We start from the raw sequence: 12,529 nt of genomic DNA, 5'->3' as shown, positions 1-12,529 counted from the left end.
TGCCCACTCCCACCCGTGAGCGCCCCGGGCCCCTGAGCCAGATGGGAACCGCTGACCGCCAGGGTCTGGCCGGCTCTGTCATCCAGCTTCCGGTCGGGACGCTCCAGCGAAAGCAAATACTTGGCTAGCCACGTGTTTGCTGCTATGTTCATTACGTGGCCAGCCACCTAAAGGGGTGGTGGCGCGAGAGGAGTCGTCATGAAACCCATCCTGTTCGACCGTTTCGGCGGCACGGAAGTGCTGCACGAGGCGGAGATCGAGGTCCCGCAGCCCGGCCCCGGCCAGGTCCGCGTCCGCGTGAAGGCGTCCGGAGTGAACGGACTGGACGGCAAGATCCGTTCGGGGATGCTGGAGGCCGTGTACCCGACGACCTTCCCGTCCGTCCCCGGCGGCGAGTTGGCCGGCGTGGTGGACGCGCTGGGTGAGGGCGTCCAGCACGTGCAGGTGGGTGACGAGGTGCTGGGCTGGGCCGACACCGGCTCGTACGCCGAGTACGCGCTGGCCACCATCGTGGCCCCCAAGCCCGTCGATCTGGAGTGGCAGGATGCGGCCGCGTTGCCGGTGGCGAGTGAGACGGCCGAGCGGGTCCTGAACCTGCTGGGCGTCACCGCAGGCGAGACCGTACTGATGCACGGCGCGTCCGGAGGGGTCGGAACGCTGGCGGTCCAGCTCGCCACGGCCCGCGGAGCGCGTGTCATCGGCACCGCAGGCCCCGCCAACCAGGACTACCTCACCTCGCTCGGCGCCACGGCGACCGTGTACGGCGAGGGCCTGGTCGAGCGGGTCCGGGAGCTGGCCCCCGACGGCGTGGACGCGGTGTTCGACCTGGCCGGCAAGGGCGCCCTGGAGGACTCGATCACCCTGCGGGGCGGCACCGAGCGCATCGTCACCATCGCCGACTTCCGCGCGCGGCAGCTCGGCATCACCTTCGCCCAAGGCGGCGCGCAGGCCTCGCCCGAGCGCCTGGCCGCCCTGGCACAAGACGCCGCGGCCGGAAAGCTCGTCACCACCGTCACCTCCTACCCGCTCGACCAGGCTGCCACCGCCCAGCAGGTCAGCGATGCCGGGCATGTGCGGGGCAAGCTCGTCCTCACCGTTGCCTGACCGCACCTCGTTGCCTGACCGCACCTCCTTGCCCCGCGCGGCAGCGCGCATCGCCGTATCGCCCTATCCCTATATCGAGAAGGAACCATTCATGTTGAATTCCCTGTGGACGCAGACCACCGTCGGCGGCATGTCCCTGCCGCACCGCCTGGTCATGGCCCCCATGACCCGCGACCGCTCCACGCCCGAGGGCGTCCCGACCGAGTTGAACGCCGAGTACTACGCCCAGCGGGCCTCGCACGCGCTGATCATCACCGAGGGCACCCAGCCCTCCGCCGACGGCCAGGGCTACCTCCTCACACCCGGCATCCACAATGACGAGCAGATCGCCGGGTGGCGCAAGGTCACCGACGCCGTGCACGCGGCCGACGGCCGGATCGTCATCCAGCTGATGCACACCGGACGTATCTCCCACCCCGACAACACCCCCCACGGCCGTCAGCCGGTCGCCCCTTCGGCGATCCAGCCGCAGGGCGCGATGTTCACCGCGTCCGGGCCCCAGGAGATGCCGACACCCCGCGCTCTGTCGACGCAGGAGGTCACGGCGACAGTCGACGACTTCCGCCGCGCCGCCGCGGCCGCCGTCGCGGCAGGCGCCGACGGTGTGGAGATCCACGGCGCCAACGGCTACCTGGTGCACCAATTCCTGTCCGACAGCACCAACCAGCGCACCGACCGCTACGGCGGTTCCCTCGACAACCGCATCCGCTTCGCCGTCGAGGTCGCCGCTGCCGTGGCCGACGAGATCGGAGCCGACCGCACCGGCCTGCGCATCTCCCCCGGCAACCCGTACAACGACATGGCCGAGTCCGACACCGCCGAGCTGTACCCGGCGCTCGTGCGCGCCCTCAGCCCGCTTGGCCTCGCCTACCTCCATGTGATGCACGCGGGCGACGAGGAGCTGCTGGGCACCCTGCGCGCCCTGTGGCCGACCACGCTGATCCTCAACCGCGCCGGCACCGACCTGCCCACCCGCGCCAAGGACGTCGCCCACGGCACGGCCGACCTTGTCTCCGTCGGCGCCCTCGCGCTCGCCAACCCGGACCTGGTCGAGCGGCTACGCTCTGACGCGCCGCTGAACACCCCCGACCCGGCGACCTTCTACGGCGGCGGAGTGGCCGGCTACACGGACTACCCCACCTACACCGTCTGAGGAACCCAACCATGCCCGCCCCCACACCCCGCAACCCCTCCACGGCGAGCGAGGGGCCGATGAGCTACGCGATCTTCCAGCTCGCCCGCGCTCATCGCGCCCGCGCCGCCGCCATGCTCCGCGAGATGGACCTGCATCCGGGACAGGAGCTGCTGCTGATGCACCTCCTGGACCGGGACGGCCAGACCCAGTCCGAACTGCTCGACAGCGTGGGCCTGGACCACTCCACCGTCTCCAAGTCCCTGCGCCGCATGCAGGACGCCGGCCTGCTCGTTCGCGAGCCGGCCGCACACGACCGGCGTGTCATGGTCGTCCACCTTACCGACAAGGGCCGTGCCATGCGCGCGCCCCTGGCGGCCATGTGGCAGGCCCTGGAGGAGATCTCCGCGCAGAACCTGTCCGCGGAGCAGGCAGAGTCCTTCGTCCGCACCGCCTACGCCATCGCCGACGCGATCAACAGCCGCGGTCTGCCGCAGGAAGAGTCCGAGTAGATCGCCTCGGCTCGCCCCTCGGGTCCGGCCTGGAGCGCGGATCGGTTCGTTCCGGTGCTCCCCTCAGCGCTGACCTGATCGAAAGTGAGTCCTCCATGACTGCCACCCTCCCCGTCCTCGTCGTCGGCGCGACCGGCTCCCTCGGGGGCAAGGTCGTCGACGAACTGCTGGGGCGCGGTAAGAACGTCCGCGCCCTGGTCCGGCCGACCACCGACGCGAGCAGGCTCGAAAGCCGGGGTGTCGAGATCGCCCGCGGCGACATGCTCGACCTCGACTCGCTCGTCGCCGCCATGAACGGCGCCGATGCCGTCATCACCACCGCTGCCGGCTACACCCGCGGCGGCAAGAACGCGTACGACATCGACACGGTCGGCAACGCCAACCTCGCCGAGGCCGCCCACCGCTCCGGCATCCGCCGGTTCGTCCTGACCAGCATCCTCACCAGCGACCAGACGCCCCAAGTCCCACACTTCTGGCACAAGAAAGTCGCCGAGGACAAGCTCGAAAAGCTCGGCGTCCCGTTCGTCGCGCTGCGCCCGGGGGCGTTCCTCGACCAGGTCGCGAGCATGGCGGGCGACCCGGTCGACAAGGGCCGCCTGATGTGGATCGGCAAGGCCACCGTCCCACTGACCTTCGTCCACACCTCCGATCTCGCGGTCTACCTGGCGGCCGCGGTCGACGCCGAAGCCGACAACGGTGAGCGCATCGACATCGGCTGGGACCGTCGGTCAGCATGCGTGAGGTGGCCGACCTGATGGGCCGCCGGGCCGGAAAGAAGATCAAGGTGTGGGCCGTCCCTTCCACTGTCGCCCGCGCCGCAGGAGCCGTCGCCGGCCGCTTCATGCCCCTGCTCAAGGACATGGCCGCGATGTTCAGCTGGTTCGACAGCGGCCGCTACGTCGCCGACACCCGTCGGCAGGAGCAGCTGTTCGGCCCCGTCCCCACGGCCGAGGACGTCCTCAGCCGGTACACCGACGAACTGGGCACGGCGCGGCACCGGTGACGGGCTTCACCTGGCGGCCAGCACTGCCGCGAGGCCCTCTTGCAGGTCCTTGACGAAATACTCGGGAACCTCCAGGGACGGGAAATGTCCTCCGGTTTCGGGCGACTCCCAGCGGACGATCTGTCGGTACCGCTCCTGCGCCCAGGGGCGCGGGCACTTCTCGACGTCGCGGGGATACATGGTGATGGCTGACGGGACGTCGACGCGAAGTTCGGGGTCCAGCGAGTTGTGGCTCTCGTAGTAGATGCGGGCCGCCGACGCTCCGGTCCGCGTCAGCCAGTACAGGGTGACGTCGTCGAGAACGCGGTCTTGGGAAATCGTCTCGAACGGGCTGTCTTCGGTGTCCGACCACTCGGCGAACTTGTCGAGGATCCAGGCAAGAAGCCCGACCGGTGAGTCGACGAGCGAATAGCCGATGGTCTGCGGTCGGGTCGCCTGCTGTTTCGCGTACGCCGCGCGGTGGCGCCAGAAATCGCGGGTTTCCTCGGCCCACTCGCGCTCGACCGCCGTCAGCCCGTCCGTTGTCAGCCCGGGCGGCCCCTCCGCGAACGTGGTGTGGATGCCGAGTACGTGCGCCGGGAACCTACCCGCCAGAACGGTGGTGATATTGCCGCCCCAATCGCCGCCGTGGGCCGCGAACTTGCTGTAGCCGAGCCTTCCCATCAGTTCCACCCATGCGGCCGCGATCTTTTCGGTTCCCCACCCGGTGGTGGCCGGCTTGTCGCTGTAACCGAAGCCTGGCAGCGACGGGACCACGACGTGGAACGCCGGAGCGTCCGCGTCTTTCGGATCTGCCAGCTCGTCCACTACATCGATGAACCGAGCAACGCTGTCCGGCCAGCCGTGCGTCAAGATCAGCGGGGTGGCATCCGTGCGCGCGGACCGGCGGTGCAGGAAATGGATTCCCAGGTCGTCAATGGTCGTGCGGAACTGGCCGATCTGGTTGAGGCGCTCTTCGAACGACCGCCAGTCGTAGCCGGTGCGCCAGTAGTTCACGACATCTACGAGGTCGGCGAGCGGAACGCCCTGGTCCCATCGGCGAGGGTCGGGCGCGGCGCGATGGACCGTCTCGGCCTCCGGTAGCCGCGCCGCGGCCAATCGCGCGCGCAGATCGTCGAGTTCGGCGTCCGGTGCGTGGGCTTCAAATGCTTGCACGTCGCTGGTCGGACGGGGCATGAGACCTCCTGGCCATCGCGGAACCGGCTAAGACGGTTCTACTATGCCCTCGCGCCGACGCGCAACCGGCTAAGGTGGTTCCATGCCTACCGGGTTCCCTGACTTCCGTCTCGGCAATGTGCTGGCGACCAGCTTCACGGGGACTCTCTCGGAGCGTCATGGCGAGGCTGTCGAGCGCATTCCCACGCCGCGCCGACTCATCGACTGGCTGGCGGTGAACGGCCTCGCCGTGGACTCCTGCACCACCGCCCAGCTCGAACTCGCTCGGGAACTGCGGGAGTCGATTCACGCCGCCGCGACCGCGGCCGCGCTCCAGGAGCCTCTCCTCGCGTCCGCTGTCCAAGTCATCAACGACTGCAGCGTTCAGGGTCGGGCCGCGGCGATCCTGACGCCCGACGGCAAGCGGCGATGGCGGCTCAGCTCGGCTTCCTGCGTGGAAGACGCCCTCAGCGTGATCGCCGCCGACGCGATCAGCATCATCGCGGGCGAACGAGACGGAAAACTGGCCTTGTGCGCATCGCCGACCTGCCGAGCCGCCTTCTTCGACACCAGCCAGAGCCGCACCCGCAAATGGTGCGACATGAACACGTGCGGGAATCGTCAGAAGAAGGCGCGCTTCCATGCCAGCCGGCGCAAGAACCTCAGCTCAGCGGAGTGACCGTCACCTCGAACGGACCGACAGCAGATGGAACTTGGTGACACTGCCGTTGAACCCGAAGTTGTCGTCCGCGACGAGGACGAGCGAGCGGGAGCCGTCGGGCAGCCTGGGCCCCCAGGTGATGCCCTCGACGTTGTCGGCGGCCGTGCCGGAGGTGGTGAAGTCGTACAGCAGCTTCTTCCGCATCGGCTTCTCGTCGCCGGACAGGGCGTCCTTGCCGTTCACGTTCGTGGCACCGATGGTGCTGGTCCAGTACAGCCGGATGGCGAAGCCGACCCCGGAGGCGAAGGAGCGCTCCACGGTGAGGTAGTCGGTCTCGTTGATCGCGAGGATCTCGGTGACTCCCCGGTCCGCCGAGTACGTCCCCACCGGGGGCGGCAGCGGCGCGGTGGGGGCGTCGGAGATCGGGTCCACCTCGTAGACGTGCTCGGCCTTCGGCTTGCCCGTCGCCCGGTCCGCCACCAGCAGCCTGGACGGGCTCTTGGCCGTCAAGGAGGCTGCGGGGCCGTCCTGGACGAGCGCGTTCTCCGTGACCGTGACGACCTTGCTGCCGTCGGGGGAGAGGGTGAGGCCTTCGAGCGCCTGGTTGTTGCGGACGCCGGCCGTGAGCGTGCCGGACGCCGACCTGACGGGCGCGTACGCATTGGGCAACGGCAGTTCGCGCTCGTAACCGCCCGAAGTGGTCGCCTCCCGGACGAAGGCAGGCTGCCCGGACGATGAGGCTCCCTCGCTGGTCCACAGCAGGCTGTTGCCGTCCGGCGTCCAGCGGATCGCCTCGGGGTCGACTGCCTTTGCGGTGAAGGGTTCGCCCGTGGTGTCGTCGAGCACGGTCAGGCCGTCGAGTACGGGCTTGTCCCCGGCGAAGGAGGCCCCGTCGAGCGGCAGTCGGAGGGTGTAGAAGCGGGCCTTGCCGTTCTCCGAGCGGTCGTCGCTGAGGGCGACGTATCGGCCGGACTCCCGGTCGTAGTCGATGCCGGACAGCCCGCCGAAGGGCATGCCGAACTCCGTTGTCCCGGCGGGCACGGTGATCGTGTCCAGCAGCCGTACGTTCCGCGGCTTCGCCGCCGCTGCGGGCTCCGCGGCGAATCCGCTCACGAGAGCCACGCTGCCGAGGAGGCCGATGGCGGTGAGGGAACCGACGAGCGCGTGTCCGCGGTGCGCTCGGTGTCTGTGTCGTCGCATGGGTGACCTTCCAAACCTTCCAAAGGACTGACCAAAAGGACTGATTGCACGGGAAGCCGGGGGCCGCGTCAGAGGGAGGCGGCGACCTCCGCGGTGGCTCCGCGTCGCTTGCGCCGCCACGCGTAGAGCGCGAGGGCCACCAGCGTCAGGGCGTACGGGATCGTCGACACCAGTTGCGGCGGTACGTCGAGCGTCCCGAGCTGTACGGCCAGGGCCTCCGCCGCGCCGAAGCCGAGCGCGGCGAGGAAGACGCCCCACGGGCGCAGCCCGCCCAGGAAGACCGCGGCGAGGGCGATGAAGCCGCGGCCGGCCGTCATGTCCCGTACGAAGAAGGACACATAGCCCATGCTGAGGAAGACCCCGGCGAGGCCGGCGAGCGCTCCGCTGAGGGCGAGGCCGGCGTACTGGACCCGTCGAACCGGAATCCCTACGGAGGCGGCAGCGTCCGGCATCTCGCCGACCGCACGCAGATGGAAGCCGAAGCGGGTGCGGAAGAACAGCCAGGCGACGAAGGGAGCGGCCAGGAACGCCAGCCAGGTGATCATGTTCTGACCACTCACCACATCACCCATTACGGGAACGCTCTCCACGCCCGGCAGGGTGACCGTCGGCAGCGTGCCGCTCTTCAGCCCTGACGTGCCGCCCTTGTCGTCGAGCAGGGTGTAGACCGCGAACGCGGTACCGCCGGAGGCGAGGAGGTTGAGGCCGATGCCCGCGATGATCGCGTCGGCGCCCAGCTCCAGCCGCAGAGCGGCCAGCAGCACACCCATCAGCGCCGCCACCGCGACCCCGCACACCGCGCCCAGGGCGACGGAGTGGCTGTATCCGGCGACCAGCGCGCCCGTGCAGGCCGCGCCGAGCATCTGCCCCTCAAGCGCGATGTTGCTGATGCCGGAGCGTTCGGCGACCAGTCCGCCGAGCGCGGCGAGCAGGTAGGGGGTCGCGACCCGTAGCACCGCCGCCAGGAAGGCGCTGCTGAGGACGACGTCGAGCAGGGAACTCATCGGACGCCCACCTGCCTGCGCGTGAGCCGGCGCTTGAGCAGCTCCGGCAGGGCCTGGGCGGTGACCAGCAGCACGATGACCGCCTGGATGACCACCACGATCTCGGTGCCCACGTCCGTCTGCTGTTCCATGATGTCGCCCCCGGCGCGCAGATAGGAGTAGAAGAGCCCGGCGACCACGACGACGAGCGGGTTGTTCCTGGCCAGCAGGGCCACGACGATCCCCTCGAAGGCCAGGCTGCCGGCGAGACCGGGTTCCAGGCGCCCGTAGACGCCCTGGACGAGGTGGGCTCCCGCGAGGCCCGCCACCGCGCCGCCGATGACGAAGCTCCACTCGATGACGCGGGGCACCTTGATGCCGCCGTACTCGGCGAAGCCGGGGTTGGAGCCGGTCATGCGGATGCGGTAGCCGAGCGGGGTGCGGGTGAGGAGGAGCCACAGCGCGACCGCGGTGAGCAGCATGACGCCGAACCCGATGTTGGCGCGGCCCATCGGGGTGCCGAACCAGTCGGTCAGCGGCGTGAGCGCGGAATCGTCCTGGATGGACTTCGAGTGCACGGCGCTGCTGCCGGGCTCCTTCAGCGGACCGTTGACCAGGTAGTCGTAGACGCGGACGACGATGGCGTTGAGCATCAGCGTGGCCACGATCTCGTTGGCGCCGAGGCGTGCCTTCATCGATCCCGGCACCAGACCCATTCCGGCGCCCGCGCCGGCGGCGGCGACCATGGGCACGATCACGGCGGCGACCGGCGGCAGCGGCAGGAAGATCGCCACCGTGCCGGCGGCCAGCGCACCGGCGTAGAGCTGGCTCTCGGCGCCGAGGCTGATCTGCCGGGCGCGGAAGGGGATGGCGACCGACAGGCCGAGCAGGGTGAGCGTGGTGGCGTCCTCCAGCCAGCGGCCGACCCGGAAGGAGCGGTCCAGCGGGCCGGTGAGCATCACCTCGTACGCCTTGATCGGGTTGTTGCCGGTGGCGAGCATGACGAGGAAACCGATGGCGAGGGCGGCCAGGATGGTGGCCAGGGCCATGCTGAGGTCCACCGCGAGATCGCGGCGACGGGTCGCCCGGTACTCGCGGCGGTCCTCGGTCTCGATCAGGGTGCCGGTCACGGGGCGTCCCCCAGGTCGGTCAGGCCGGCCGTGAGCTGGTCGCGGTCGTGGTGCTCGACGCCGAGCATGTAGAGGCCGACGCGCTTCTCGGTGAGGCCGGTGGTGTCGTCGAACCGGGCGGTCAGGCGGCCGTCCTTGAGGACGAGCAACCGGTCGGAGAGGGCGAGCAGTTCGGTGAGGTCGGCCGAGACCAGGAGCACGGCGGTGCCCGCGTCGCGCGCGGCGACCAGTTGCTCGTACATGAACCGCATCGCGCCGACGTCCACCCCGCGGGTGACCTGGGAGGCGATCAACAGCCTTGGTGCAGCGGACAGTTCACGGGCGACGATCACCTTCTGCAGGTTGCCCCCCGACAGCGCGCGCACCGGGACCGACGGGTCGGGGGTGCGGATGGCGTAGTCGGAGATCAGCCGCTCGGCGTGGGCGCGTACCGCCTTCGGGCTGAGCACGCCGCGGCGGGCGAGGGGCGGGCGGTCGTGGCGGTCGACGACGAGGTTGTCGGCGATCGACTCGTCGAGCGCGGCGCCGTTCGACAGCCGGTCCTCCGGTACGTAGCCGATGCCGGCCGCGCGGTGCGCGGCCACGTCCAGACCGGCCGTGTCGGTGCCGCCGACGTGCACCGTGCCCGTCGTCGGCCGGCGCAACCCGGCGAGGATCTCGGCGAGTTCGCTCTGGCCGTTGCCCTCGATGCCGGCCACACCGACGATCTCCCCGGCGGCCACGTCGAAGTCCAGGCCGTGCAGGGACTGCCCGGTCGGTGCCTCGTAGCCGAGGCCGCGTACCCGCAGGGTGACCCCTGCCGGGCTCGCGGGGGAGCGGTCCACGTCCAGGGAGACCTCGCGGCCGACCATCATCGAGGCGAGCGACCGCTCGGTGGCGTCGGCGGTGGCGACCGTCCCCACCAGCGAACCGGCGCGCATCACGCTCACTTGGTCGCTGATCTCCCGCACCTCGCGCAGCTTGTGCGAGATGAACAGCACGGTCATTCCGTCGTCGCGCAGCCGTCGTACGGCGGCGAACAGGTCCTCGGTCTCCTGCGGGGTGAGCACGGCGGTCGGCTCGTCGAGGATCAGCACGCGCGCCCGGCGGTGGAGGGCCTTGAGGATCTCGGCGCGCTGCCGCATGCCGACCGACACCTCGTCGACGCGCGCCTTCGGGTCGACGGCGAGTCCGGACTCCGACGCGAGCCGGGCGGTCGTCTCCATGGCCGCCTTCGGGTCGACCAGGCCGCGGCGGCCCGGTTCGACGCCGAGGACGACGTTCTGGGCGATGGTGAAGGAGGGCACCAGCATCAGGTTCTGGTGCACCATGCCCACGCCCAGGGCGATCGCCGACGCCGGGCCGCGCAGCACGCGGGGCCGGCCGCCGACCAGAAGCTCGCCGGAGGTGGGCTGCTCCAGGCCGTAGAACAGCTTCATCAGCGTGGACTTGCCCGCGCCGTTCTCGCCCACTACCGCGCGGATCTCGCCGGGCGGGACCTCCAGGTCCACACCGCGCACCGCGCGGACTCCGTTGGCGTACGTCTTGGTGACCGCGCGGGCGGCGACGGCGGGGCCGTCCTCGCCCCATGGCTCGTTCATCATCGAGGCCGTCCGGCTAGAAGGCGCTGGGGACCGTGACGGAGCCGGACTTCACCTGGTCGGCGGCTTCCTGGAGCTCCGTACGGGTCTTCTCGGGGACCAGCTCCGCGAAGTGGTCGTCGTTCACATAGCCGACGGCGTCCTCGGCGAGACCGACGGAGTCGACCGCGCCGTACTTGAGGGAGTCCTTCTGGTCCGCCTGCGCGGCCTTGTACAGGGCGTTGCCGACGTTCTTGAGGATGGAGGTGACGACGGTGTTCTTCTGCGCCTGGTCGGTGAGGGTCTGGTACTGGTCGGAGTCGACGCCGAAGGTGTACCGCCCGGCCGCGACCGCCGACTCGAAGGTGCCGAGGCCGGAGAGCCCGGCGACCGGCCACACCAGCGCGGCGCCCTGGCCGTACATGGCGGTCGAGATCTCCTTGCCCTTCGCGGGGTCACTGAACGGCTTGTCGCCGCCCACGTACTGCACGAGCACGTCGGAGTTCTGTCCGCCCGCGTCCTTGAATCCTGCCTTGAAACCGACGACGAAGTCCTCGATCAACGGGATCTTCACTCCGGGCATGATGCCGACCTTCTTCAGGGATTCGGCACCCTTGAGTGATTTCCCGGCCACCAGCTTCTCGGCGAGGAATCCGGCGAGATATCCGCCCTCGTTCTGCTTGAAGGTCACGGAGTAGACGTTTTCGCACTTGTTGGAACAGGTGCCGTTCTTGCCGCTGTAGTCGACCGGTGCGTCGAAGAGCCAGAACTTCTTGTCCGGGAATTGCGGGGCGAGTTCGCCGATGTAGTCGGTGACCTCGAAGGTCCCGGCCGCCAGGATGTCGTAGTCGTCGGCCGAGGCGGCGTCCTCGAATCCGGGCTCCCACTTGGTGCGGTCGGCACCCAGCTCGACCACCTTGAGCTCGTAACCGAGGTCCTTCTGAGCCCTCTTCAGCCCCTCGTGGGCGGAGTCGAAGAACGACTTGTCGCCCAGCCCGCCATTGATCACCAATTTGACCCGCGGCTTGTCGGAGGCGGCCGCTCCGGAATCGTCCCCGCCCGATCCCCCGCACGCGGTGAGCGCGAGCATGCCGGTCACCGCGAAGGCGGCGGTTCTTCCATATCGCATCATGGACCTCCTGATCATTGTGTTGCTGAGTGAGCGGCTGGGTTGACAGTAGGAAGTGCAAAACGTTTTGGCTACGTCGGCCGGTTTCTGTCTGATTTCCGGTGTGGGAATTTCAGACATCGCCGAGCGGCGCGGCACCTCACAGCTCCGCCCCGGCCAGCCAGCGCACCAGCCGGTCCCACAACTCCGCGTATCCGTCCCAGGCCAGGAACGGCGGCGGCGCCCAGTGCGGTGCCACGTCGGAGGTGAACGCGGCCGACCTGCCCGTGCCGTGTCCGCCGACGACCAGCAGCGGATGCCCGGCGCACTCGGCCAGCAACGACGCCTCCGGACGTACCGCGACCTCGTTGAGGCCGAGCAGAGCAGGCCAGGACCGGTCCAGCCCCCATACGAGCGGGTGCTCGCCCACCACCTCGGGCACGGCCCCGGCAGGCAGCTCCACCCGGTCGTCCCGATCGACCATGACCACCGGCAACGCGGCGGCCAGCGGCGTACGCCCCCACCTCGCGCGGGCGTCGATACCGCTGAAGCTCAGGTAGCCGCCGATCATCAGCACCCCGCCGCCACGCTCGACGAAGCCGCGCACCAGCTCCGAGCGGTCGGGCGCGGCGACGGACCGGGCGAAGGTCTCGGGCGGCAGCTGGAAGCTGTTGGCGCCGACATCGCTGATGACCACGACGTCGTACGCGTCGAAGCCCGCCGCCGAGTGGGGCACCCGGGTGGGGATCTCGTGCGCGGGAACGTAGGTCACGTCGTGGCCCCGGGAGCGGAGGGCGTCGAGGAAGACGCCTCCGCCCTCGGTGTACTCCGCGGTGTGGAAGGCGTCGAAGCCCTTCTGATGCACCGTGTACGTGAACCAGGACTCGCCGATGACGAGCACTCTGGGCATGGCGAACCACCTTTCGGGCAGGGCAGGTTGAGACGGCCGGGCACGTGGACATGGCCGCGTGGCGCGGTTGTC

At 69.7% G+C, this 12,529-nt stretch carries 13 protein-coding genes; 6 read left to right on the top strand and 7 right to left on the bottom strand.

Going from position 1 to position 12,529, the window contains the following annotated elements:
• Positions 1-198: 198 nt before the first annotated feature.
• The 5 genes from OG828_RS06820 (at position 199) to OG828_RS06800 (ending at position 3,751) form a co-directional block, all read left to right on the top strand.
• On the top strand, positions 199-1,104 hold the full coding sequence (locus OG828_RS06820; RefSeq protein WP_328500459.1) for an NADP-dependent oxidoreductase: 906 nt from the start codon (positions 199-201) through the stop codon (positions 1,102-1,104).
• Positions 1,105-1,195: 91 nt separating this feature from the next.
• On the top strand, positions 1,196-2,257 hold the full coding sequence (locus OG828_RS06815) for an alkene reductase (protein WP_328500458.1): 1,062 nt from the start codon (positions 1,196-1,198) through the stop codon (positions 2,255-2,257).
• 11 nt (positions 2,258-2,268) lie between these two features.
• Positions 2,269-2,748: a MarR family winged helix-turn-helix transcriptional regulator gene (locus OG828_RS06810; protein WP_328500457.1), complete on the top strand. Its 480-nt coding sequence runs from the start codon at positions 2,269-2,271 to the stop codon at positions 2,746-2,748.
• Positions 2,749-2,843: 95 nt separating this feature from the next.
• Positions 2,844-3,503 carry an SDR family oxidoreductase gene (locus tag OG828_RS06805; protein WP_328500456.1) on the top strand — a complete coding sequence of 220 codons (660 nt, stop codon included), beginning with the start codon at positions 2,844-2,846 and terminating at the stop codon, positions 3,501-3,503.
• Positions 3,482-3,751, top strand: coding sequence for a hypothetical protein (locus OG828_RS06800; RefSeq protein ID WP_328500455.1), 270 nt, complete (start codon positions 3,482-3,484; stop codon positions 3,749-3,751). The genes OG828_RS06805 and OG828_RS06800 overlap by 22 nt, the downstream gene beginning before the upstream one ends.
• Before the next feature lie 6 nt (positions 3,752-3,757).
• On the opposite strand, the gene OG828_RS06795 is transcribed toward OG828_RS06800, so the two are convergent.
• The gene (locus OG828_RS06795) at positions 3,758-4,927 is read right to left on the bottom strand and encodes an epoxide hydrolase family protein (protein WP_328500454.1); all 1,170 of its coding nucleotides are present in this window, start codon (positions 4,925-4,927) and stop codon (positions 3,758-3,760) included.
• Between the two features lie 82 nt (positions 4,928-5,009).
• Between OG828_RS06795 and OG828_RS06790 the strand changes: the two genes are divergently transcribed.
• Positions 5,010-5,585 (top strand): CGNR zinc finger domain-containing protein, encoded by a 576-nt coding sequence (locus tag OG828_RS06790; protein WP_328500453.1) that lies wholly within the window; start codon positions 5,010-5,012, stop codon positions 5,583-5,585.
• Positions 5,586-5,588: 3 nt separating this feature from the next.
• Here OG828_RS06790 and OG828_RS06785 read toward each other — a convergent pair whose 3' ends face one another.
• From OG828_RS06785 to OG828_RS06760, 6 genes are all read right to left on the bottom strand, one after another.
• Entirely contained in the window at positions 5,589-6,767 is a 1,179-nt protein-coding gene (locus OG828_RS06785) for an esterase-like activity of phytase family protein (protein ID WP_328500452.1), read from the bottom strand.
• A 68-nt stretch (positions 6,768-6,835) separates the two neighbouring features.
• The gene (locus OG828_RS06780; protein WP_328437144.1) at positions 6,836-7,771 is read right to left on the bottom strand and encodes an ABC transporter permease; all 936 of its coding nucleotides are present in this window, start codon (positions 7,769-7,771) and stop codon (positions 6,836-6,838) included.
• Positions 7,768-8,880, bottom strand: a complete 1,113-nt coding sequence (locus tag OG828_RS06775) for an ABC transporter permease (RefSeq protein ID WP_328351436.1) — start codon at positions 8,878-8,880, stop codon at positions 7,768-7,770. Before OG828_RS06775 ends, OG828_RS06780 begins: the two co-directional genes overlap by 4 nt.
• Positions 8,877-10,463: an ABC transporter ATP-binding protein gene (locus OG828_RS06770; RefSeq protein ID WP_328351434.1), complete on the bottom strand. Its 1,587-nt coding sequence runs from the start codon at positions 10,461-10,463 to the stop codon at positions 8,877-8,879. Before OG828_RS06770 ends, OG828_RS06775 begins: the two co-directional genes overlap by 4 nt.
• 13 nt (positions 10,464-10,476) lie before the next feature.
• Positions 10,477-11,571 (bottom strand): BMP family lipoprotein, encoded by a 1,095-nt coding sequence (locus tag OG828_RS06765; RefSeq protein ID WP_328500451.1) that lies wholly within the window; start codon positions 11,569-11,571, stop codon positions 10,477-10,479.
• Positions 11,572-11,707: 136 nt separating this feature from the next.
• Positions 11,708-12,457, bottom strand: coding sequence for a glutamine amidotransferase (locus tag OG828_RS06760; RefSeq protein ID WP_328500450.1), 750 nt, complete (start codon positions 12,455-12,457; stop codon positions 11,708-11,710).
• Between the last annotated feature and the right edge of the window lie 72 nt (positions 12,458-12,529).

The sequence above is a fragment of the Streptomyces sp. NBC_00457 genome (assembly GCF_036014015.1).
GTDB lineage: Bacteria > Actinomycetota > Actinomycetes > Streptomycetales > Streptomycetaceae > Streptomyces.
Note: the sequence above shows the minus strand (reverse complement) of the source record. Positions and strands in the feature narration are given on the sequence as shown.